Origin of the sequence: Sphingobium sp. Cam5-1 (assembly GCF_015693305.1) — a bacterium.
Classification (GTDB): domain Bacteria; phylum Pseudomonadota; class Alphaproteobacteria; order Sphingomonadales; family Sphingomonadaceae; genus Sphingobium.
Genome location: NZ_CP065138.1, coordinates 1,564,694 through 1,585,735, shown reverse-complemented (window position 1 = coordinate 1,585,735; position 21,042 = coordinate 1,564,694). Strand labels below are relative to the sequence as shown.

The window sequence follows — 21,042 nt, the reverse complement described above, 5'->3', positions numbered from 1 at the left end:
AAGCGCTTAGGGGAGGGCAAGAATGGCGGCAGGGAAGCGTGAAACAAGGGACCTGGTAAACGGGCCTATCGCGTCGTCCTTGCTGGTCTTTGCCGTGCCCACGCTGGCGTCCAACGTGCTTCAGTCGTTGAATGGATCGATCAACGCGATATGGGTCGGCCGCTTTTTGGGGGCGCAGGCTCTTGCCGCCACGGCCAACGCGAACATCACCATGTTCCTGATGTTTTCCATCGTGTTCGGATTTGGCATGGCATCGACCGTGGTGATTGCCCAGGCGGCGGGACGGGGCGATATGGATGCCGCCCGCCGGTCCTTCGGGTCAGCGACAGGCTTTTGCACCATATTGGGCACCGTTGTCGCTGCGGCAGGATGGGCTGCATCGCCCGCAATGTTGCACCTTCTGGGAACGCCTGCCGAAGCATTTGACATGGCGCTGATCTATCTGCGCGTGATTTTCATTGCGATGCCCGCAACGTTGATCAGCGTCATGATGATGATGGGATTGCGGGGAGCAGGGGACGCGCGCACTCCGTTGATTTTCATGTTCGTCAGCGTCGGGATCGATCTGGTGCTGAACCCGGTATTCATCCTTGGGCTGGGGCCGATTCCGGCGATGGGCATCGGCGGATCAGCGGCGGCCACGGCGGCGGCCGGCATCGCCAGCCTGCTCGGCCTGATCTTCTACGTCTACGCCAAGGACTTGCCGCTGCGTTTGCGGAGGAAGGAGCTGCGCTACCTGATCCCCGCTCCCAATCAACTGCGTATCCTGCTGGGAAAAGGGTTGCCGATGGGCCTTCAGATGATCGTCATGTCGGCGGTTGGCCTGATGATCATCGGTCTGGTTAACCGCGAAGGGCTGATCGTGACGGCGGCTTATGGCGCGGCGCAGCAGATCTGGACCTATTTGCAGATGCCTGCGATGGCCATGGGCGCGGCGGTCAGCGCCATGGCGGCGCAAAATATCGGTGCGGGCCGGTGGGACCGGATTGGCCGGATTACTGCCTATGGGTTGGGCTATCTGCTGCTCATTTCGGGCGCGATGATCGGCGTGATCTTGTTGTTTCACGCGCCGCTGCTCTCGCTCTTCCTTGGCGACAACAGGGCCGCGATCGATGCCGCCTGGAAAATGCAGTTGCTTGCGACGTGGAGCTATATGCTGTTCGGGGCAACGATGATCCTGTTCGGGGTGATGCGGGCGAATGGCGTCGTGGTCAGGCCGCTTTTGATCCTGACCGTTACGTTGTTCGGCGTTCGCCTCGCCTTTTATCACTTCAGCTATCCGTATCTGGGTGCCAATGCTTTGTGGCTGAGTTTCCCTGTGAGTTCGGGATCGGCCCTTCTGATTGCGGGTCTGGCCTATCTGCAGGGCGGCTGGCGCAAGGCGACGCTGCTCGTCCCCGTGCATGAGGAAGAGTGCCGGGAAAGCATCAGCGCGGAGAGCGAACCCGCAGGCCGGTTCGCGCCTGCGGGCTGACGGTTATCGTCCCTGGCTGCGCCAGCGGGTGATGGTGCGGTCGAGAATGTCCGCCTCTCCGCCGAACTGACGCCAAAGGTCCGTGAAGCTCGGATCGCCCGACGCGGGCCGCCGGTGCTCCTCCAGATTGTCCAGCGCGACGCGGATGGGCACCGCGACACCTTCACCGCAAATGATAGCTTCGCGATTGCGAAGCGCCGGAATGGAGTCGAGGAAACCGCGCGCGCCTTCGGGCATGGCGGCCTTCACGAATGCCTGGTCGCGATCATTGTTGAGGCGCATGGAAATGATGGTGCCGCATTGCGACAGCACGCCTTCGGCAAGGTCTGACGGCCGCTGCGTGATGAGGCCGAGCGATACTCCATATTTGCGGCCTTCCTTGGCGATGCGCTCCAGGATGCGGCGGACGGCCTGGCCGGTGCCGATGGTCGTGCTGGGAATATAGCGGTGCGCCTCTTCACAGACGAGCAGGATCGGGCGCTGAGCCTCGTCCCGCGCCCAGATGGCATAGTCGAACACCAGGCGGGACAGCACCGATACCACCACTGAGGTGATGTCCGACGGCATGGCCGACACGTCGATGATCGAAATTGGCTTTCCGCCCGATGGCAGGCGGAAGATCTTTGCCAGAAATTCCTGCATCGTGTCCGCGACGAGCATGCCTGAGAACATGAAGCTGTAACGCGGGTCCGCCTTGATCTCATCGATCTTGGTCTTGAGCCGCATATAGGGGAGGGCGCCCGTGCCCTTGTCGAGTTTCCCCATCTCATTTTGCAGGATGTTGGTGAGATCCGATAGCAGGTAGGGGATCGGCGAATCGACGGTCAGCCTGCCGATGCTTTCCGCCAGCCGGTTCTTCTGCCGTGCGGCGAGCAGGCATTTCGCCAGAATGTCGCAATCGACCGTGCGATCTGAGCCATCGGAGGTGACGAATACCTCGCAATGCTCTTCGAAATTCATCAGCCAATAGGGCAGCGCGAGGTTGCCTACGTCGAAGACCGCGCCATTCTGGGCAAAGGCGGCACCATATTCGCCATGCGGATCGACCATCACGATATGGCCTTCGGGCGACAGGTCGCAAATGCGGTGAAGAATGAGAGCGGCGCTGGTCGATTTGCCCGTACCGGTCGAACCCAGCAGGGCGAAATGTTTGCCCAGCATCGAATCGACATAGAGCGCGGCGCGTGTGTCTGTCGTGGGGTAGACCGTGCCGATCTGGACATGGGGCCGGTCATCGGCGGCGTAGATTTGCTGCATGTCGGCGCTGGATACGGGGAAAATTTCCGTGCCCGGTGCAGGATAGCGGGTGACGCCGCGACGGAAGTGATGAATGCTGCCGGTAAGTGGTTCTTCGTCGCCTTCGCCCAGAAAATCTACGTCAGCGATGATTAAGCCGCTGTCCTGCCGATCCATCATCATGGAGCGGACGCTGGCGATGAGCCATGCACTGCCTACACGCATTTTTACCTGGCTGCCCACTTGCCCCGCCATGGCCGTGCAGGGGTCGCTATCGTGAGCCAGCGTCGCGATGGAGGCTGCGTCGATCAGCACCTTGGAACTGGAACCGGCTATCTGAAAAACCGCGCCCATAGCGTTGGCTGCGGCAGGCTTCGTTTGGCCGTGCGTGAATTCGGCAGCTCCCGGCATGTGGCTCATACACCCCCCTTAAATCTGATTTCCGGCGCGCGCTGCCGGAATTCGGCCTGCCTGTGTAGCCGTACATAGGTAAAGAAATGGCTTATCGCCGACGTTTTGCGCCTGCGATCGCGCGACCCTGTTAACCCGCTATCGCCACATCCCGCCGCGTGTTCGAGCGTCTACTCTGGCGCGAATCGTTCGCCATGCGTATCGGCCGCTGACTGCCGTAAGATCAGGATATGCATTTGACCCAGTTGATGACGGCCGATGCGGCGCGCCGATCCGATGCGATTTCTATAGCTCGGGTGATCTGCATATTGGGTGTGGTCTATGTGCACGCCTGGACCGGGTTGAACGGTCATGACCTGGAAATCGCGCGCGGCACACCGCAGGAAAATCTGCGCTGGCTGCTCATGGAAATATTCGGGCGCAGCGCAGTGCCTCTGCTGGGCGTCATTTCGGGGTGGCTGGTGGCGGGATCGTCCCGCGCACAGAACTGGTTCCGTCATGTGCTGCAAAAGGCGCAGACGATCCTGTTGCCGATGATCCTGTGGAATGGGCTTGGCATCCTGCTGGTATCCGGCGCGGCCTGGTCGCTGGGATTGTCGGCGCCCGTGCCGGTCTCGTTTGACTGGTTGTTTCAGGAACTGTTCGTCGTCAGCCGGAACCCGGACATCAACGTACAGATGCCGTTCCTGCGCGACTTGTTCCTGTGCATGGTCGTTGCTCCGCTACTGCTTCGCCTGCCCAACCGCGCGCTGATTGGCATTGCCGCTGTCGCAGCGGTCGCGCAACTTGCGGGTTGGGGGCCGCCGGTGCTGATGCGCCCGGCGATCCTGTTCTTCTTTGTCGTGGGCATGATGGCCCGGCGAACCGGGCTGGCTGAGCGGGTTGCCGCACTGGGTTGGGCCGCAGCGGCCATGCCTTTCCTGCTGCTGATGGCCGTGCAGCTTCATTTTTCCCTGCAAGCGGCGCAGGGATCGGCCATAGGGGTCGGCCTGCTTGACCTTGCAGTGCGTATCGCGGCGGCCACCTGCTTCTGGCGGCTGTCCTGGGGGCTGGCGGGAAGCCCCGTGCGGGGCATGCTGTTGAGGATCGAACCTTTCGCCTTTCTGCTATTCTGTTCGCATCTGATCCTGATCTGGCTGGGCGGGCCTTTGCTGGGCGTGTTGTTCGGGAAGCTCGGTTCGCCTTTCTATCCTGCTTATCTGCTGATTCAGCCGTTGCTGGTCCTGATCGCGGTCCTGCTGCTGGGATCGCTTCTTAGCCGTGCTTGGCCGGGACTGGCCAAGGTGCTGAGTGGCGGGCGGTTGCAGGGAGCTTCGGCGCTCAGCTAATCGCCTTGGCTGCGGCCATGGCGATTTCCAGGCTGCGCTTGCGGGCACTGAAATCATGGATTTGCCCGCCGATGATCAATTCATCGACGCCGGTTCGTTCGATGAAAGCGGCAAGATCCTCCTCGACCTTATCCTGTGTACCGATCGACGTGGCACTCAGGACGTCCGAAAGCATCGCCTGCGCGCCGGGCGGCAGGCTTTCGAAATAGCCGGGAATGGGTGGCTGCAACTTGCCCGGCTGCCCCGTGCGCAGACGAACGAAGGCCTGTTGCATGGAGGTGGCGAGCAGTCTCGCTTCTTCCATGCTGTCGGCCGCAAATATATTATAGCCTGCCATCACATAGGGGCGATCAAGCTGGGCCGATGGTTTGAAGTCGCGACGGTACACCGCAATCGCGTCCTCCAGCGCGCCAGGGGCGAAATGCGAAGCGAAGGCGTAGGGCAGGCCCAACGCGGCGGCGAGTTGAGCGCCGTAGAGGCTGGACCCGAGGATCCAGAGCGGGACATCTTCACCCGCACCGGGCGTCGCCTGAAAGCCGAGCCTTGTGTCACCTGCAAAATAGGCTTGCAGTTCCAGCACGTCGCGCGGGAACTCATCAGGCCCGCCTGAAAGCGTACGGCGCATGGCCTGAGCCACTCGCTGGTCCGATCCAGGCGCGCGGCCAAGCCCAAGGTCTACTCGTCCGGGGAAAAGTGCTGCGAGCGTACCGAACTGTTCGGCTATCAGCAGAGGGGCATGATTGGGGAGCATGATGCCGCCGGACCCTATGCGAATGGTTGATGTCGCATGTCCGATATGCGCCAGCACTACCGAAGTTGCGGCCGATGCGATGCCCGGCATGCCGTGATGTTCGGCAACCCAATAGCGATGGAAGCCGAGTTGTTCGGCATGAACGGCGAAGGCGGCGGCGTTGACGAGGGCCTCGCTTACGTTGCTTCCTTCGATGACAGGGACAAGGTCCAGAACGGAAAAACGGATCATCGCCCGGATATGGGGCGATGATCCGTTTTATTTCAATACCTAGATATCGTCTTAGATCAGCCTACGCGTCCGAACCCCTGCGACGGTGGTTCGGATCGGCGGCCGAATGTGGCGGGGCGACGCGCGACCAACGGGTTGGAGTCGCGATCGAGGAGGGACATTGTTTCGGTAAAGCAGGGGCGCAAGCTGACGACAACCTCGATCAATTCGTCAGGACCCTCGCGTGTTTCGACGCAGCGGCGTGCGACCATCTCGATCCGTTCGGCCATGCTGCTCAAGCGATGGGCGCCAAATTGAGCCGATTCGCCCTTCAATGTGTGAGCGGGCGTCACAAGCGCGATGGCGTCGCGTTCGCGGATCGCCTGCTCGATCGCGCTTATGGCCTTGTCGCCATCCTCGCGAAAATAGCTCAGAATCCGGAGAAATGCGCTGCCCAGTTCCGACCGGGACTTTGCCAGATCGGCCTGATTGACCAGTTCTGCCTGTTGATACGACACCCTGTCACACTCCCTGTTTCGTCTTCAGCATAGAAGCCGTGCGTAAACAGCAGGTTAAGCGGAGGGGGCGGAACAAGGTTGGCGTCAGGATTTGCGCGATAATTCAAAGCGATCGCCAGCAGCGACGGAGAAATTCCAGCCATGCTGCCGGGTAAGCGCCTCCAGTTCGCGGGCGGCGTTGGGGTCGTCCGCTTCGACCGTTACCGCGTCGGCCGACCTCATCGCCCGAGCAGCGCGCAGGGCGGGCCAGGGGCATTTCATTCCCCTGGCATTCACATAGGTGGTATCATTTGCTGGCATAGGGATTGCGCGCGCTGCGTAACGTAAGGCGCACGGGCACGGCGCCGAAGCCCAGTTCCTTGCGGATGCCATTGACGAGATAGCGCCGGTAGCTTTCCGGCAGTTCATCCAATCGCGTGCCGAACAGCACGAAGGTAGGCGGACGCGTCTTGTTCTGCGTGATGTAGCGCAGCTTGATCCGCTTGCCGCCGGGGGCGGGGGGCGGGTTGGCCTCCAGCGCGCGTTCGAACCAGCGGTTGAGGATGCCTGTCGAGACACGCTGCGACCAGGCGGTGCGCGTTTCGAAGGCGACGCGGATGAGGTCGTCCAGGCCCTTTCCGGTCGCACCGGAGACGGTCATGATGGGAACGCCGCGTATCTGCGCGAGGCCGTCGGAAAGCGCCTGCTTGATGCCCTGATAGAGGGCCGAGCCATTTTCCACCGTGTCCCATTTGTTGAGCGCGACGACGAGGGCGCGGCCTTCCTCCAACACCTTATCGGCGATGCGAAGGTCCTGCGCCTCAAGGCCGCGCGTGGAATCGAGCAGAAGCACGACGACTTCGGCGAAGTTCACAGCGTTCAGGCCGTCCGAAACGGCGAGCTTTTCCAGCTTGTCCTGCACCTTCGCGCGCTTGCGCATGCCAGCGGTGTCGATCAGGCGGACGGGGCGGGGTTCAGCCTCCTCATTGCGGGGGTCTGTCCACGTCCAGTCCACCGCGATACTGTCGCGGGTGATGCCCGCTTCGGGGCCGGTGAGCAGACGGTTTTCGCCGAGCAGCCGGTTGATGAGCGTCGATTTGCCCGCATTGGGACGGCCCACAATGGCCAGCTTGAGCGGCGCGGCCTCCAGATCCGCTTCGCTCGGTTCGGCTTCCTCTTCTTCCTCATCCTCCCGGTCGATATAGGGGAGGAGCGCCTGGAACAGGTCGGCAAGTCCCTGACCATGTTCGGCGGAAAAGGGGATGGGGTCGCCCAGGCCCAGGCTGAATGCCTCCATCACGCCGTCGTCACCGGCCTTGCCCTCGGCCTTGTTGGCCATCAGCACGACGGGCGCGTCGCCTTCGCGCAGCCAGCGGGCGATTTCCTCGTCCAACGGGGTGATGCCAGCGCGCGCATCGACGACGAACAGGGCGACATCGGCATTTTCGACCGCGGCCTGCGTCTGCATGCGCATCCGGCCGGGCAGGGTCTGGGGATCTTCATCCTCATAACCAGCCGTGTCGATGATGGTGAAATCGACGCCCAGCAGGTTCGCTTGACCTTCCCGTCGATCGCGCGTGACGCCGGGCTGGTCGTCGACCAGCGCCAGCTTCTTGCCGACGAGCCGGTTGAAAAGGGTGGACTTGCCCACATTGGGCCGCCCTACAATGGCAACTGTGGGCAGCATGATAGCCCGTTTCCTTTAAAACACTGGTGCTCCTGCAACGGCAGGAGCCCAGTCCAGGACGTGGAACTGGGCTCCGGCCTTTGCAGGAGCACGATTATCTAACATTATCGTGGGCGTTAACGAAGCGCCGTCAGCTTGCCATCGTCAGCAAGGATATAGAGCATATTGTTGGCGACAACTGGCGACAGCGACATGGACCTGTCCATATCAACTGCCGATTGAACCGCGCCCGTTGCCGGATCGACATAGTTTAGGTCGCCATGGGTGGATACCAGGATCAGGCGACCGCCTGCCAGAACGGGACCCGTCCAACGGATGGCGTTCGCCTTTTTCTTTTCCTTTTCCCAGCGGCGAAGCTGGCTGATCCAGCGAATCTTGCCGGTCGCGCGCGCGACGCAGAGCAGTTTCGCATCGCTGGTCACGACGAATACCCATTCGCCCGCGACCCACGGTGTCGAGATGCCCGCGATATTGATTTCCCACAGGCGCTGGCCGCTCACCAGTTCATAGGAGGCCATGCGGCCACCCTGACCAATGGCGAAGACGCGGCCCCGATCGATCACCGGATTGGCGTCGATGTCGGTGAGGGAAGCGACGGCCGTCGAGATGCTGGTGCGCGAAAGGGCGTCGCCCCAGAGCGTGCGGCCATTTTCATAACGGTAGGCGGTGAGTTCGCCCGAGCTATAGCCCGCGATCACCGTGCCCTGCGCAGCGGCGGGGGCGGCGACGCCGAACACGCCTGTCACCTGCAACGTGCCGCTGTCGGTCCATTGGACTTCGCCATCGGTCTGGTTCAGCGCGAAAATCTGGTTGTCCTGCCCCATGACATAGACATGGCCGTTGGCAAGCGTCGGTGCGCCACGCAGCGGGCCGCCGGGGCGCTTTTTCCACAGGATGGAGCCGTTTGCGGCGCTGAGCGCGGCGACGTCGCCCACGCCGGTGCTCGCATAGACCTTGTCGTCGACGATGCTGACGCCGCCGCCGAACAAGGCGCGGCCGCTGCCTTCGGCGGGCAGTGCGGTCTGCCAGAGCTTCGCGCCGGTCGCGGCATCGAAGGCGATGACATGAGCGCCCGCGTCGATGACGTAGAGCTTGCCGTTGGCGATCACGGGCGAGGAGGCGAGGCGCGCGCGAGGCGTGCTGCCCTCGATCGAGCTGGTCCAGGCCGTGGCGGGCGAGGTGCTCAGCGCAAGATTGCCCATCGCCTTGGCAGGGCTGCCGCCGGGCTGTGACCACTGGTCGTTGGCATAGGCTTCGGGAAGGGACACGGGCACATCGGCAAGGGTCGGATCGACCTCCACGCCTTGCTCGTTGGTCAGGATGGATACGCGGTTGCCTACCACGGGGGTCTTGGGTCCACCCTTCTTGCCCCCGATAATGCCGCAGCCCGCCAGTAGCGCGACCATCGCGGCGACGGTCAGGACCCGGCGCGTGCCCGCAAATTTCGTCATGCTGTGCATCCCCATGCGCTTATCTTCATCCCTGTCCCGGTACGGTCGGCGTTTCGACTGCATCTATGCCCAATAAGCCCGCCATCTGTCGCGCGCGTGAACGGATCGATTGAGGCACGGTGGCATCCTTTGCCATCGCTGCGAACAGCGGGCCAGCAAGATCGGGCTTGCGCATCTTCATATAGGATATGGCGACCAGTTCGCCCGCGCTGCCGAACCATGGCGCGCCTTCGACGGCGAGGGGCTTGAGACGATCGACCACCTGTTGCGGCTGAAGCGTCTCGAACTCCAGCGTGGTCTGGCGGATCAGGGCGAGGTCGCGATAGGGCTGATCAAGCGAGCTGTCCGCTGCCATAGCCTTGTAAGCGGCGATCGCGGCCTTGTTGTCGCCCTTGCGAGCGGCGACGCCAGCCTTCACGAGCAGGGCTGACGCGCGGAAGCCGGGCTGGCTGGCGTCGGTCAGCATGTCGAGTTGCTTGGCATCGGGCGTCCCGCCGCCCGCAGCGGCCGAGATGACCTTGTCCATTTCCTCGGACACGGCTTGCGATTGAGTGGTGCTATAATGCTGCCAATAAAGCCATGCCGCAAAGGCAATGAGGCCGATGACCACGGCCGCGACGATCCAGCGGCCAAAGCGCTGCCAGAAGGTCAGCAATTGGTCCTGACGCACGGCCTCATCGACCTCGCGCATGAATGCTTCGCTATTTTGCGGCGTCAGGGCCACGTGGGTCTCCAGATATGCGTCAGAAAAAGCTCGTGGAAGGCGCGATCAATAGCGGCGGCGGCGCTTAGCGCAAATCACTTTTTGGGGCGATAGACCTGATCTGCGGTGGGAAAGCTGCGATTGCGCACTTCTGCGGCATAGCGTTCGGCCGCATTGCTGATGGTTTCCGCGATGTTTTCGTATCGTTTCACGAAGCGCGGCACACGTTCGAACATGCCCAGCATGTCCTCGGCCACCAGCACCTGGCCGTCGCAATGGGCCGACGCGCCGATGCCGATGACGGGGATGTCGAGGCTGTCGGTGATGGCGACGGCGAGGTCCTCCATGACGCCTTCCAGGACCACGGCAAAGGCTCCGGCCTGCGCGACGGCGCGGGCGTCGTCCATGATCTTGGCATGTTCTTCCTGGCTCTTGCCGCGAGCGCCATAGCCGCCGAGCGCGTTGACGGCCTGCGGTGTGAGGCCGACATGGGCCATGACGGGGATGCCGCGCTGGGTGAGGAACGCGATGGTTTCCGCCATGGCTTGACCGCCTTCCAGCTTGACGGCGGCGCAGCCGGTTTCGGCCATGACGCGGCTGGCGCTGGCGAAGGCATGGGCGGGAGAGGCTTCGTAGCTGCCGAAGGGCATGTCGACGAGGACGAGGCTGTGATAGCTGCCCCGAACCACGGCGGCGCCATGGGCGACCATCATGTCGAGCGTGACGGCGAGTGTTGAAGGCAGGCCGTAGATGACCTGGCCGAGCGAATCGCCGACCAGCAGCATGTCGCAATGGGGATCGAGCAACTGTGCCTGCCGGGCGGTATAGGCGGTCAGCATCACCAGCGGCTCGTCCGTTTTCCCTTCGGCCTTGCGGCGCTGGATGGCGGGGACGGTGAGGCGCTTCATCGGCGCCGGGGTGGGATTGGCGCGACTGGTGGAGGTGTCGAGCGTGAAGGTGGTGGACATGGGATCGCTCTACTCCAGCGGGGCCGGGGGCGCAAATCGGGGGGCGGTCCGGTTTTGCCGGAGTGGAATTAAAGAAGGAAATAGCGAAATAAACGCGTTTCGGGAGCGGCCGGGCTGGGCCGCTCCCGAGGGGTGCCCATCGTTACGATATCAGAACGATAATTTGATCGTTCCGCCCCAGGTCCGCGGATCACCAACCTGACCTGCGATCAGGCCGGTGTTGCCGGGTGCGACCTGAAGATTTTCGATATAGTTGACGTCGAAGGCGTTGCGGACCCAGCCGAAGACGTCGAACCCTTCGCCACGGAAGCCAGCGCGGAAGTTGGTGAGGGCGTAGCCCTTCACCTCGGTATAACGTGAGGGCGAGGCGTTGGAGTTCCAGTGCGAGCGGTAATTGCCGTCCACGCCCAGATAGACCTGACCTTCCTTCGCCAGCAGCGTCACCGGAATGTTATATTCTGCGCCGTAGGAGAAGGCCCATTTCGACACGCCGGGCAGGTCCTGACCGGAGATGTCGCACTGGCGAGGGCTGGCGGCGCCCGGAACGCCCGGTTGTGAGTAGTCAGGTGTCGCATTGGCGGGCTGCGACGGCCCGCCAGACAGTTCGGGCGGGCAGGGTGCGTTGGTGAATTTCTTATATTTGGCGTCGGTATAAGCTGCGTTGGCGTATGCTGTGAAGCGGTCACTGGCGACCACCTTGAAGTCCGCCTCGATACCCTGCGACCGGACCTTTTCCGCATTGGCGAGATAGCCGCGCACGGTGCCGAACTGGCCGCCGTTCACGGTCGCCTGGAAATCCTTGATGGTGGTGCGGAAGGCCGAGATGTTGAAGGTCGCGCGGCGATCCCACAATTGGGTCTTCAGACCGACTTCGAAATGGTGGACGGATTCAGGCTTCACCGTCGCCGCGTCATAATTGACCGTATTGTCGATGTTGAGCGGCAAGCCGTTCTGGTTGATGCCCAGCGTCTTGAAGCTCTTGGCATAGGTCGCATAGGCAAGGACGTCCCGCGCGACCTTGTAGTTGACGTTGAAGTCGTAGGTGAAGTTCCACGCGCTGTCCGACGGGGCACTCACCTGCGGCTGATAGACGCCGCATTGCTGCGAGGTGCCCGCAATCGTGCCGGGCGCTGGTGGCGTGGTGCAGCTGATCGCCTGGCCCTGCGCGTTCGTCACGACACGCTGGTAGAAGCCTGACTTCTTGTCGTAGTTGAGACGAAGGCCGGGTTGGAGCGTGAGGGCGTCGGTGACTTTCCAGCTGAGCTGACCGAACAGTGCGGCGCTTTCGCTCTTGAGCCACTGGGTGTTGCTGGCGGTGAGGCCGTTAAGGACGGTGGGATCGTTCGCTAACGCGCCGGTCAGGCTCCACTTGGCGGCTGCTGCCCCCTGCTGTTCGGTGCCCTGCGTGTCGATCCGCTGTTTGAAGCCGAAGAGGCCGACGACGAAGTCGATCTTCTGGCTTTCGTAATTATAGCGGAATTCCTGGCTATACTGGTTCTGTTGCGAGGGGTTTTGCGATTTGGACACGATCGGCAGGCCGGTGAAGTCACGGTCATTTTCCGGCTTCCAGTCCCAGAAGCGCCAGGCGGTGACCGAGGTCAGCGTGCCGGGGCCGACATCCCACTTCACCCGCGCCGAAACGCCGCCGATCTTGTTGCCAGCATTGAGGTTGCTGTCGAGGTCGGACAGGCGGTCATAAGGATTGCGGCTGGGCACGACATAGCCCTGCGCTGCGGCGAGCGCGTCATATTGGCGGTTCAGCGGGCGCTGCGTGCGGCCGACGCGGACGAAGGTGGTGCCGCAGCATTCCGGGTCTTGCTTGCTATAGTCGCCCGACAGGGTGATGCTGAAATCCTCATTGGGTTTGAACAGCAGCTGTCCGCGAAGGCCCAGATTGTCCTGTTCGTTGATCCAGCGCTGCGACGTGACGTTGTAGAGCGTACCCCGGCGGCTGGTCGCGGCGACCGCGAGGCGGGCGGCAATCGTGTCGGACAGCGGGCCGGAAATAGCGGCCTTTGCCTGCCGGTAATTGAGGTTGCCGACGCTGAGTTCCGCGCGGCCTTCGAAATCGAAGGTCGGCTGGTTGGTGGTGATGTTGATCGCGCCCGCCGTCGTGTTCTTGCCGTAGAGCGTACCCTGCGGGCCGCGCAGCACTTCGACCTGGTTCACATCGAGGAAGTCGAACGTCGCGGCCGCGACGCGGCTATTATAGACGTCATCGACATAGATGCCGACGCCCTGCTCGAACCCGTCGCTGGTGAGGCCAAACGGTACGCCCAGACCACGGATGTTGACCGAGGTGTTGCGAGGATTGGTGGTGTAGACCTGCAATGTCGGGGCCAGCTGCTGAAGCTTCACGACGTTGAAGTTGCCGGTCGCTTCGATGCTGTCGCCGCGAATGACGGAGATCGCCAGCGGCACTTCCTGCGCCGTTTCAGCGCGGCGGCGGGCGGTGACGATGATCACGTCGCCGCGAGGATTGGCGGCCTGCTCGGCCGCGTCGGCGGCTGGCGCAGACGCTTCTTCGGCATGAACGCTGGACGCAAAGATGGATGCGCTCGCCACACCGGCGAGCAACAGAGAACGCGCAATCATAAAATTCCCCTTCCGGAGGTCCGGTGAATGTTGATCGCGGCGTTTCCGGTTGGCCGGTCAACACCGATGGTCTGGGAATGGTACTGGACAGTTGGCGGCCCACCCCCTGCCGCCTATCAATAACCGCCTGTCCGGCGGCTTGGTTTTGCAACCCTTAAAGGCCCCCGCCGCTTTCAGGCGGTGAGACGAGTCTTTTCCGTCACGTCGATCTGGACGACGCGGGCATCATGCACGGTCAATGTGATCGACCCGAAACGCAGTGCTTCAAGAGCGCCGCGAACCTTTTCGATGCTGACGGAAATGTCCGCCCGCTGGCCATCTGCGCGGCCGTTGCGGGCAAGTTCTGTTGGTCGGCTATCACTCATAAGCACCTCAGGGCCGCTTTTATCTCAACTAATTCAATAGACAAAAAAGCAAATATATAGGGCGCCCAAGTTTGCCTTGTCGCGCCCCTTTGGAATTCAGCCGATCAAACGCATCGCCGCCAGTTTGCGGTCATGTTGATGATGGGCCAAGGGAATGGCTGGCCGCATCTGCCGCATGAGCGAAGCCTGTTCATGTGCATTGTCGACCAGCCGTTCCAGCAGAGATTGGCCGAAATTCCATGTGCCAAGATTGGCTTCAGCATTGATATGTCCGCTAAAGCCCGCATCGACAAAGCTGCTGCCCCAGTTTTTGGCGATACTGTGGGCGCGTTCGAAGAAGATATAAGGGTCGTTGCGGCTGGCTACGACGATTGACGGGAAGGGTAGCTGTGCTCGCGGCGTCGGCCCAAAGCCGCCGATAGTCTCGGGCGTTTCCATCCGGTCGCAATCAGGCGGCGCGACCAGCAATGCGCCCGTCACCGGCCAGCCATAAGCCTGGCTCTGCAACGCGCCCCACCAGGCAACGGCCAGGCAGCCAAGGCTGTGCGCGGCCAGGATGATCGGTCCTTCAACTTCGCGGATCGCCGCATCAAGGCGAGTAACCCATGCATTGCGGTTGGGGCTGGCCCAACTGCCCAGATCGACACGCTCGCAATCGCCGCGCATGCCCTCCCAAAGGGTTTGCCAATGATCAGGGCCGCTATTGTTGAGACCCGGTATGGTCAGCACGACAGGATTGCGCGCGTCGCCCAGATGTCCGAATCGGTCCATCGTCTGATCCTCGTCCAATTGCACGGCGGATGTATATTCTATTCTTTAAGTAGACAATGCTTCAGCGACCAAATGTGTCCAAATTTGGGCGACTGGATTCATCTGGGGTTCAGCATTGGAAGCATGCTGTCACCAAGGATATATAAGGCCGTAATAGGAGTAGACGTTGCGGCCATAGGCCTCGTCATATTCCGGCCGCATGTCGGCGAGATGACGGGGGGCGCTGTCCAGCATCTCCTTGCTCAGATCGACGATATAGCCGCCCTTGTCGGTGTCATAGCTCAGCATCGACCATGGGATGGGGTAATGATCATGGCCGATGCCGAGAAATCCGCCAAAGGATAGGACGGCGTAGCGGACCTGGCCGCTGCGCTTTTCCACCATGAAGTTTGAGATATGGCCCAACCGTTCGCCTTCGCGGTTGTAGACGGCGGTTCCTTCGATCCGGTCGGATGCGATCAGGTCGCCGGGATTTTCCACTGCCGGGTCAGTCATTGTCACCCTCCTGAACAGGAATCAGGCTATGATGATGAAACCGAGCAGGGTCAGCGGGGTTCCCACTCTTCACGCAGGAGGATGACATGAAGATCAATCGCAGTGGTTCGGCGGTATGGAGCGGCGGCCTGAAAGAGGGCAAGGGCGCGATCTCCACGCAAAGTGGCGCTTTGGACGCGCATCCTTATGGCTATGCCATGCGGTTCGAAGGGGTGCCGGGGTCCAATCCGGAAGAATTGATCGCCGCCGCCCATGCGTCCTGCTTCACCATGGCGCTATCTCTCATTTTGGGGGAGGCCGGGCTGACGGCGGAGAAGATGGAGACGAACGCGGTCGTGACGCTGGAGCAGCAAGAGGGCGGCTTTGCGATAACGGCGAGCAAGCTGACGCTGAAGGCGACCATTCCGGGCGCCGATGACGCCAAATTCCAGGAATTGGCCGCCAAGGCCAAGGAAAATTGCCCTGTGTCGAAGCTGCTGAATGCGCAGATCAGCCTGGACGCGGAATTGCTAGGCTGAAGCGAAACGGCGGGTGCGGACATGCTCCCGCCACGCAATGTAGAGGCCGCTGGCGATGATGAGCGCTGCGCCTACCCAAGTGGTGTGCATCGGCCATTCGCCCCAGATCAACAGGCCCAGCAGTGTGGACCAGATGATGGTGCTGTAGTCCATCGGCAGCACCACGGATACGGGCGCGCGCTTCAGTGCTCCGGTCATGCAGAGTTGCGCGATGCCCCCGGTGAGGCCCACGCCCACGAGCATCAGCCAGGTCATGCCGTCATGCGCTTGCCCCACAAACAGCATGAGGATGCCCAGTGGTGGCACGGCAAGAGCGGTGAACCAGAAGACGGTGACTCCCGCCTTTTCCGTGCGACCAAGGTCGCGCAGCAAGAGGCTGATGCAGGCGGTCATGATAGCGGCCGATAGCGCGACGGCGAGGCCAAGCGGGGGAAAGTGCGCCCCATCCGGGCGGACCATTACGATGATACCCATAAAGCCGAGCAGGATGGCCGCCCAGCGGTGTGGCCCCGTCGCTTCGCGCAGCAGCAGAGCGGACAGCAGGGTGGCGAAGATCGGCATGGTAAAGCCGATCGCGGTGGCTTCGGTCAGTGGCAGCAGGATGTAGGAGCCGAAGTTGAGAACCATGCCGACGAGGCCCAGCACCGTCCGGCTGACATGTGCGCCGAGCCTGTTTGTACGAACCGAGGGGAGGCCATCGGTCATTGCAACCCAGGTGACGATAAGGGGAAGGGCAAGGGCCTGACGATAAAAGATCAGCTCCACCAGGCTGACGCCACGTGTGCCGACGACCTTGCCGAGTGCGAACATGACCGCCATGAACATCATCGCGAGCAGGCGCAGGCCGATACCCATCAAAGGATGTTCGTCACGCACCGGGGGCGGGGGAGGAACCTCCTCCGGCGGACTAAGGGGGGCAGGGGGTTGCACGCGGTTTGCTTTAACCGGCGGACAGGATGACGCAACCACCCCGGCGATAATTATCGACTCGTCTTTCGAAAATGTAGCGGCGGTAGGTCCGCTGCTATCCTGTCGGCAAGATCAGAGACAGGCTTCCAGGAAAGGCTGGTCGAAACCGAACTGGCGTGCCTTGTCGAGCGTGTAGGGGCGCAGGCCCATGGAGCGGTATTCGCCGACGATCTTGCCGCTGTCATCTTCGTCATGATATTCGAACTTGAACAGTTCCTGTGTGACGATGACGTCGCCTTCCATGCCGATGACTTCGGTGATGTTGGTGACGCGGCGCGAACCATCGCGCAGGCGCTTTACCTGGACGATCAGGTCGACGGAGTCGGCGATCTGCTTAGAGATAGCCTCCTTTGGAATCTTGATGTCGCCCATCAGGATCATGTTTTCCATACGGCCCAGGCACTCACGCGGCGAGTTGCTGTGGAGCGTACACATGGAGCCGTCATGGCCCGTGTTCATCGCAGCGAGGAGGTCGAAGCACTCTGCGCCACGAATTTCGCCCAGGATGATGCGGTCGGGGCGCATACGCAAGGCGTTCTTGACGAGGTCGCCGATGGTGATCGCGCCTTGCCCTTCCAGGTTCGGCGGGCGAGTTTCGAGGGGGAGCCAGTGCGGCTGTTGCAGGCGAAGTTCGGCGGCGTCCTCGATGGTAAGGACGCGCTCGCCGGGGTCGATCATCTTCGACAGGGCGTTGAGCATCGTGGTCTTGCCCGAGCCGGTGCCGCCCGAAATCACGATGTTCATCCGCGATGCGCCAGCGATCTTGAGCGCGGTGGCCATCTTCGGGCTCATCGCACCCCATTGGGCGAGCATGTCGATGGTGATCGGCTTGGCGGAAAACTTACGGATCGAGATGGCGGTGCCCCGCAGCGAGAGCGGCGGCACGATGACGTTGACGCGGCTGCCGTCGGGCAGGCGGGCGTCGGCCAGCGGCGTGGTCTGGTCCACGCGTCGGCCGACCTTGTTCACGATGCGCTGGGCGATCTGGAACAGATGCTCTTCATCGCGGAACTTGATGGGGGCGATCTGGAGCTTGCCCTTCTTTTCGATATAGGTTTGTTCCGGGCCGTTGACCATGATGTCGCTGACGTCCGGGTCGGCCAGCAATTCCTCTAGCGGGCCGAGGCCGAGCAGCTCGTCGACCAGCACCTTTTCCAGCGCGAACTGTTCGCGGCGGTTGAGGGTGAGCTTGAGCTCCGCCAGCACCTCCATGATGATCGGGCGGAATTCCTCGGCCAACTCATCCTTGCTAAGCGTCGCTGCGGCTTCCGGGTCGACGCGTTCGAGCAGGCGGGGGAGGACCTGTTCCTTGATCTTGTGGACGGAGGCTTCGAAGCCTTGAGGCCCGGTGTCGGCGACATGTTCGGCGTTGGCGCGATCGGACAGGCGCTGCAAGGCATCGGCGTTGCGCTGCATCTGGCTGGTGGGCGCGGACAGCGGATCGACCGGGGTGTCGCTGGCGGGCAGGGGAGCCATGTCGAGCGGGGGGAACTGGTCGCCGCCTCGTGCTTCGTCACGCGGGGCGCCGCCTTGCATTGGCCGAGCTACGCCGAAACCCGGCTTGATACCGGCAGGTCCATTTTTCCGTCCAAACGCGCTCATAATTCTCCGCCGCGATATTCCGTAGGATTCGCCTGCTGGAACAGGCTGATCCGAATTGGCTGCAATGGTGAATAGGGCGGAAACTTTGACAAATGGCTAATGGCGCTGAGCAGGGTGGCCCGGTGACCGGCAGGGGCGGGCCTGGCTTCCCGATATGAAAAAGGCCGCGCTCCTGTCTGGAGGCGGCCTTTTTCAATCCATCATCGGGGTCAGCTTGGGCTTGTTAGTCCGCATGCTCCGCGAGGACGGTCAGGCCCTTTTCATTGACTTCAGCGAAGCCGCCCTGAACGGGGATGATTTCGGGCGCGGCGCCCGCGCTGGCGAAAATCTGGATCGCGCCGTCGCGGACTGTGGACATGAAGGGCGCGTGGCCTTCCAGCACGCCGAAGTCGCCATCGGTGCCGGGGACGACGACCTGATAGACCTCTTCCGAGCGGACGAGCTTTTCGGGGGTCACGAGTTCGAAATGCAGTGCCATTCTAATTCCTTACTCCCTCTCTCCTTCAGGGGAGAGGGCGGGGGAGAGGGGAAGGCACAGGAAGGTCGCCTTCAACGGTCCCCTCTCCCGCCTTCGCTTCGCTCGGCACCCTCTCCCCTGAAGGGGAGAGGGAATATTGTTTACGCCGCTTCCGCAGCCAGCTTCTTCGCCTTTTCGATGGCTTCGTCGATGCCGCCGACCATGTAGAAGGCGTTTTCGGGCAGGTGGTCATATTCGCCTTCGACCACGGCCTTGAACGACTTCACCGTGTCTTCGATCTGGACGAACTTGCCCGAGATGCCGGTGAAGACTTCGGCGACGTGGAAGGGCTGCGACAGGAACTTCTGGATCTTGCGGGCGCGGGCGACGGTGAGCTTATCTTCTTCAGACAGCTCGTCCATGCCTAGGATCGCGATGATGTCCTGAAGCGACTTATACTTTTGCAGGATCGACTGAACCGCGCGAGCCGTGTCGTAATGTTCCTGGCCCACGGTGCGGGGTTCCAGAACGCGGCTGGTCGAGTCCAGCGGATCGACCGCCGGATAGATGCCGAGTTCCGAAATGGCGCGGTTGAGAACGGTCGTGGCGTCCAAGTGGGCGAAGGAGGTTGCAGGCGCCGGGTCGGTCAAGTCGTCCGCGGGGACGTACACGGCCTGCACCGAGGTGATCGAACCCTTGTTGGTCGAGGTGATGCGCTCCTGCAGCGCGCCCATGTCGGTCGACAGGGTCGGCTGGTAACCCACGGCCGAAGGAATACGGCCGAGCAGAGCGGACACTTCCGCGCCTGCCTGGGTGAAGCGGAAGATGTTGTCGACGAAGAACAGCACGTCCTGGCCTTCCTGATCGCGGAAATATTCCGCGATGGTCAGGCCCGACAGAGCGACGCGCGCGCGAGCGCCTGGGGGCTCGTTCATCTGGCCGTAAACCAGAGCCACCTTCGAACCTTCGCTGATCGCGTTGCCGTCGGCGTCCTTGGCGATAACGCCCGCATCGAGGAACTCGTGATAAAGATCGTTGCCCTCGCGGGTGCGTTCACCGACGCCCGCGAACACGGAGGTGCCGCCATGGCCCTTCGCGATGTTGTTGATCAGTTCCTGAATGAGCACGGTCTTGCCGACGCCCGCGCCGCCGAACAGGCCGATCTTGCCGCCCTTCGCATAAGGAGCGAGGAGATCGATGACCTTGATGCCGGTGACCAGGATCGACGCGTCGGTCGACTGATCAACGAACTCCGGCGCCTTGGCATGGATCGGGGCGGTGACGGTGGTGGCGACCGGGCCACGCTCGTCGATCGGCTCACCAACGACGTTCAGGATGCGGCCGAGCGTGGCCGGGCCGACGGGAACGCTGATCTGCGCGCCGGTGTCGGTGACTTCCTGGCCACGGGTCAGGCCGTCGGTCGAGTCCATCGCGATGGTGCGGACGGTGTTTTCACCCAGATGCTGGGCGACTTCCAGAACGAGGCGGTTGCCGTTGTTGCTGGTTTCCAGAGCCGAGAGAATTGCGGGGAGCGCATCGGGGAAGGTCACGTCGACGACAGCGCCGATGACCTGCGAAATGCGGCCTACATTGTTGGTGGTTGCCATGACTGCTTCCTTGCGTGCGTGATCTTAAAGGGCTTCTGCGCCCGAGATGATTTCGACCAGTTCGGTGGTGATCGCGGCCTGGCGGCTACGGTTATACTGAATGGTCAGCTTGTTGATGAGGTCGCCTGCGTTGCGGGTCGCATTGTCCATGGCGGTCATCGAAGCGCCCTGTTCGGACGCGTTGTTTTCCAGCAGCGCCTTGAACAGCTGCACAGTGACGTTGCGCGGCAGCAGGTCGTCCAGGATCGCTTCTTCGCTCGGTTCATATTCCACGGTCGCAGGGATCGCGTTGCGATCCGCATCGGCGGAAATCTTGACCGGGATGATCTGCTGCTCAGTGGGGATCTGCGCAAGCGCCGACTTGAAACGCGAATAGAAGAGGTGCGCGACGTCGAACTTGCCGTTCAGATACATGTCGGTCAATTCGTGCGCGATCGCCGACGCCTGGTCGAAGCCGGGTTCCTTTGCACCCGTCGTATCGAACTGGGCGACGATCATGCCGGGGAAGGTGCGGTTAATGACCGGACGCCCCTTGCGACCGATCAGGTAGAAACGCACGGTCTTGCCCTGCTTGATCAGCTCTTCCGCCTTCGCACGGGCAGCCTTGACGATGTTCGCGTTGAACGCGCCGGCAAGACCACGGTCGGAGTTGGCGACGACCAGCAGGTGAACGTCATCCTTGCCGGTGCCGGCGAGCAGCGGCGAAGCGCCTTCGCCCGAACCACCCGCGATCTTTGACGCGAGGCTGGCGACGACGGCTTCCAGACGGCTGGAATAGGGACGCGCGGCTTCGGCGGCAGCCTGCGCCTTGCGCAGCTTAGCCGCGGCGACCATCTGCTTCGCCTTGGTGATCTTCTGGGTCGATTTCACTGACCCGATGCGGATCTTCAGTTCCTTGAGGCTGGCCATATACCGTCTCGTTTAATCCTGTTCCGTCATGCCAGGAC

At 62.1% G+C, this 21,042-nt stretch carries 20 protein-coding genes; 3 read left to right on the top strand and 17 right to left on the bottom strand.

Translation table 11 applies throughout. The annotated features are described in order from the left end of the window. Window positions 1-22 precede the first annotated feature (22 nt). On the top strand, window positions 23-1,474 hold the full coding sequence (locus IZV00_RS08000) for an MATE family efflux transporter (RefSeq protein ID WP_196224176.1): 1,452 nt from the start codon (window positions 23-25) through the stop codon (window positions 1,472-1,474). A gap of 3 nt (window positions 1,475-1,477) precedes the next feature. Here the strand turns inward: IZV00_RS08000 and IZV00_RS07995 are convergent, their stop codons facing one another. After that, window positions 1,478-3,130 carry an ATP-binding protein gene (locus IZV00_RS07995; RefSeq protein WP_443020037.1) on the bottom strand — a complete coding sequence of 551 codons (1,653 nt, stop codon included), beginning with the start codon at window positions 3,128-3,130 and terminating at the stop codon, window positions 1,478-1,480. A 221-nt stretch (window positions 3,131-3,351) separates the two neighbouring features. Here IZV00_RS07995 and IZV00_RS07990 point away from each other — a divergent pair, with 221 nt between their 5' ends. Next, window positions 3,352-4,449, top strand: coding sequence for an acyltransferase family protein (locus tag IZV00_RS07990; protein WP_196224175.1), 1,098 nt, complete (start codon window positions 3,352-3,354; stop codon window positions 4,447-4,449). Here the strand turns inward: IZV00_RS07990 and IZV00_RS07985 are convergent. The 11 genes from IZV00_RS07985 to IZV00_RS07935 form a co-directional block, all read right to left on the bottom strand. After that, entirely contained in the window at window positions 4,442-5,431 is a 990-nt protein-coding gene (locus IZV00_RS07985) for an LLM class flavin-dependent oxidoreductase (RefSeq protein WP_196224174.1), read from the bottom strand. The two genes, IZV00_RS07990 and IZV00_RS07985, sit on opposite strands and share 8 nt — an antisense overlap. A 56-nt stretch (window positions 5,432-5,487) precedes the next feature. Continuing rightward, entirely contained in the window at window positions 5,488-5,928 is a 441-nt protein-coding gene (locus IZV00_RS07980) for an Hpt domain-containing protein (protein WP_196224173.1), read from the bottom strand. A gap of 84 nt (window positions 5,929-6,012) precedes the next feature. Further along, on the bottom strand, window positions 6,013-6,228 hold the full coding sequence (locus IZV00_RS07975) for a sulfurtransferase TusA family protein (protein WP_196224172.1): 216 nt from the start codon (window positions 6,226-6,228) through the stop codon (window positions 6,013-6,015). Further along, window positions 6,215-7,594, bottom strand: coding sequence for a ribosome biogenesis GTPase Der (gene der / locus IZV00_RS07970; protein WP_196224171.1), 1,380 nt, complete (start codon window positions 7,592-7,594; stop codon window positions 6,215-6,217). The genes IZV00_RS07975 and der overlap by 14 nt, the downstream gene beginning before the upstream one ends. Window positions 7,595-7,710: 116 nt before the next feature. Next, complete coding sequence (locus IZV00_RS07965; RefSeq protein WP_196224170.1) at window positions 7,711-9,060, bottom strand: PQQ-binding-like beta-propeller repeat protein; 1,350 nt, start codon at window positions 9,058-9,060, stop codon at window positions 7,711-7,713. Window positions 9,061-9,070: 10 nt separating this feature from the next. Beyond that, a complete protein-coding gene (locus IZV00_RS07960; RefSeq protein WP_196224169.1) occupies window positions 9,071-9,769 on the bottom strand; it encodes a tetratricopeptide repeat protein in 699 nt (232 codons plus the stop codon). 74 nt (window positions 9,770-9,843) lie between these two features. After that, complete coding sequence (gene panB, locus IZV00_RS07955) at window positions 9,844-10,716, bottom strand: 3-methyl-2-oxobutanoate hydroxymethyltransferase (RefSeq protein WP_196224168.1); 873 nt, start codon at window positions 10,714-10,716, stop codon at window positions 9,844-9,846. Window positions 10,717-10,866: 150 nt separating this feature from the next. Then, entirely contained in the window at window positions 10,867-13,311 is a 2,445-nt protein-coding gene (locus IZV00_RS07950; protein ID WP_196224167.1) for a TonB-dependent receptor, read from the bottom strand. Between the two features lie 173 nt (window positions 13,312-13,484). Beyond that, on the bottom strand, window positions 13,485-13,676 hold the full coding sequence (locus IZV00_RS07945) for a YezD family protein (RefSeq protein ID WP_196224166.1): 192 nt from the start codon (window positions 13,674-13,676) through the stop codon (window positions 13,485-13,487). Window positions 13,677-13,772: 96 nt separating this feature from the next. Beyond that, a complete protein-coding gene (locus tag IZV00_RS07940) occupies window positions 13,773-14,447 on the bottom strand; it encodes an RBBP9/YdeN family alpha/beta hydrolase (RefSeq protein ID WP_196224165.1) in 675 nt (224 codons plus the stop codon). Window positions 14,448-14,576: 129 nt separating this feature from the next. Beyond that, complete coding sequence (locus IZV00_RS07935; protein WP_196224164.1) at window positions 14,577-14,942, bottom strand: PRC-barrel domain-containing protein; 366 nt, start codon at window positions 14,940-14,942, stop codon at window positions 14,577-14,579. A gap of 86 nt (window positions 14,943-15,028) precedes the next feature. Between IZV00_RS07935 and IZV00_RS07930 the strand changes: the two genes are divergently transcribed. Next, window positions 15,029-15,460 (top strand): OsmC family protein, encoded by a 432-nt coding sequence (locus IZV00_RS07930; protein WP_196224163.1) that lies wholly within the window; start codon window positions 15,029-15,031, stop codon window positions 15,458-15,460. Here IZV00_RS07930 and IZV00_RS07925 read toward each other — a convergent pair. The 5 genes from IZV00_RS07925 to IZV00_RS07905 form a co-directional block, all read right to left on the bottom strand. Continuing rightward, the gene (locus IZV00_RS07925; RefSeq protein WP_196224162.1) at window positions 15,452-16,315 is read right to left on the bottom strand and encodes a DMT family transporter; all 864 of its coding nucleotides are present in this window, start codon (window positions 16,313-16,315) and stop codon (window positions 15,452-15,454) included. The two genes, IZV00_RS07930 and IZV00_RS07925, sit on opposite strands and share 9 nt — an antisense overlap. A gap of 186 nt (window positions 16,316-16,501) precedes the next feature. After that, complete coding sequence (locus IZV00_RS07920; protein WP_196224161.1) at window positions 16,502-18,031, bottom strand: CpaF family protein; 1,530 nt, start codon at window positions 18,029-18,031, stop codon at window positions 16,502-16,504. Window positions 18,032-18,254: 223 nt separating this feature from the next. Further along, entirely contained in the window at window positions 18,255-18,509 is a 255-nt protein-coding gene (locus tag IZV00_RS07915) for an ATP synthase F1 subunit epsilon (RefSeq protein WP_196224160.1), read from the bottom strand. 140 nt (window positions 18,510-18,649) lie between these two features. After that, on the bottom strand, window positions 18,650-20,095 hold the full coding sequence (gene atpD, locus IZV00_RS07910; RefSeq protein WP_196224159.1) for a F0F1 ATP synthase subunit beta: 1,446 nt from the start codon (window positions 20,093-20,095) through the stop codon (window positions 18,650-18,652). A gap of 24 nt (window positions 20,096-20,119) precedes the next feature. Then, the gene (locus tag IZV00_RS07905) at window positions 20,120-21,004 is read right to left on the bottom strand and encodes a F0F1 ATP synthase subunit gamma (RefSeq protein WP_196224158.1); all 885 of its coding nucleotides are present in this window, start codon (window positions 21,002-21,004) and stop codon (window positions 20,120-20,122) included. Between the last annotated feature and the right edge of the window lie 38 nt (window positions 21,005-21,042).

Bases quoted from the DNA above. Each gene is read 5' to 3' on its own strand.
- IZV00_RS08000 (WP_196224176.1), top strand. From the start codon at position 23: ATGGCGGCAGGGAAGCGTGAAACAAGGGACCTGGTAAACGGGCCTATC.
- IZV00_RS07995 (WP_443020037.1), bottom strand. From the start codon at position 3,130: ATGAGCCACATGCCGGGAGCTGCCGAATTCACGCACGGCCAAACGAAG.
- IZV00_RS07990 (WP_196224175.1), top strand. From the start codon at position 3,352: ATGCATTTGACCCAGTTGATGACGGCCGATGCGGCGCGCCGATCCGAT.
- IZV00_RS07985 (WP_196224174.1), bottom strand. From the start codon at position 5,431: ATGATCCGTTTTTCCGTTCTGGACCTTGTCCCTGTCATCGAAGGAAGC.
- IZV00_RS07975 (WP_196224172.1), bottom strand. From the start codon at position 6,228: ATGCCAGCAAATGATACCACCTATGTGAATGCCAGGGGAATGAAATGC.
- der (WP_196224171.1), bottom strand. From the start codon at position 7,594: ATGCTGCCCACAGTTGCCATTGTAGGGCGGCCCAATGTGGGCAAGTCC.
- IZV00_RS07965 (WP_196224170.1), bottom strand. From the start codon at position 9,060: ATGGGGATGCACAGCATGACGAAATTTGCGGGCACGCGCCGGGTCCTG.
- panB (WP_196224168.1), bottom strand. From the start codon at position 10,716: ATGTCCACCACCTTCACGCTCGACACCTCCACCAGTCGCGCCAATCCC.
- IZV00_RS07950 (WP_196224167.1), bottom strand. From the start codon at position 13,311: ATGATTGCGCGTTCTCTGTTGCTCGCCGGTGTGGCGAGCGCATCCATC.
- IZV00_RS07945 (WP_196224166.1), bottom strand. From the start codon at position 13,676: ATGAGTGATAGCCGACCAACAGAACTTGCCCGCAACGGCCGCGCAGAT.
- IZV00_RS07940 (WP_196224165.1), bottom strand. From the start codon at position 14,447: ATGGACCGATTCGGACATCTGGGCGACGCGCGCAATCCTGTCGTGCTG.
- IZV00_RS07935 (WP_196224164.1), bottom strand. From the start codon at position 14,942: ATGACTGACCCGGCAGTGGAAAATCCCGGCGACCTGATCGCATCCGAC.
- IZV00_RS07930 (WP_196224163.1), top strand. From the start codon at position 15,029: ATGAAGATCAATCGCAGTGGTTCGGCGGTATGGAGCGGCGGCCTGAAA.
- IZV00_RS07925 (WP_196224162.1), bottom strand. From the start codon at position 16,315: ATGGGTATCGGCCTGCGCCTGCTCGCGATGATGTTCATGGCGGTCATG.
- IZV00_RS07920 (WP_196224161.1), bottom strand. From the start codon at position 18,031: ATGAGCGCGTTTGGACGGAAAAATGGACCTGCCGGTATCAAGCCGGGT.
- IZV00_RS07915 (WP_196224160.1), bottom strand. From the start codon at position 18,509: ATGGCACTGCATTTCGAACTCGTGACCCCCGAAAAGCTCGTCCGCTCG.
- atpD (WP_196224159.1), bottom strand. From the start codon at position 20,095: ATGGCAACCACCAACAATGTAGGCCGCATTTCGCAGGTCATCGGCGCT.
- IZV00_RS07905 (WP_196224158.1), bottom strand. From the start codon at position 21,004: ATGGCCAGCCTCAAGGAACTGAAGATCCGCATCGGGTCAGTGAAATCG.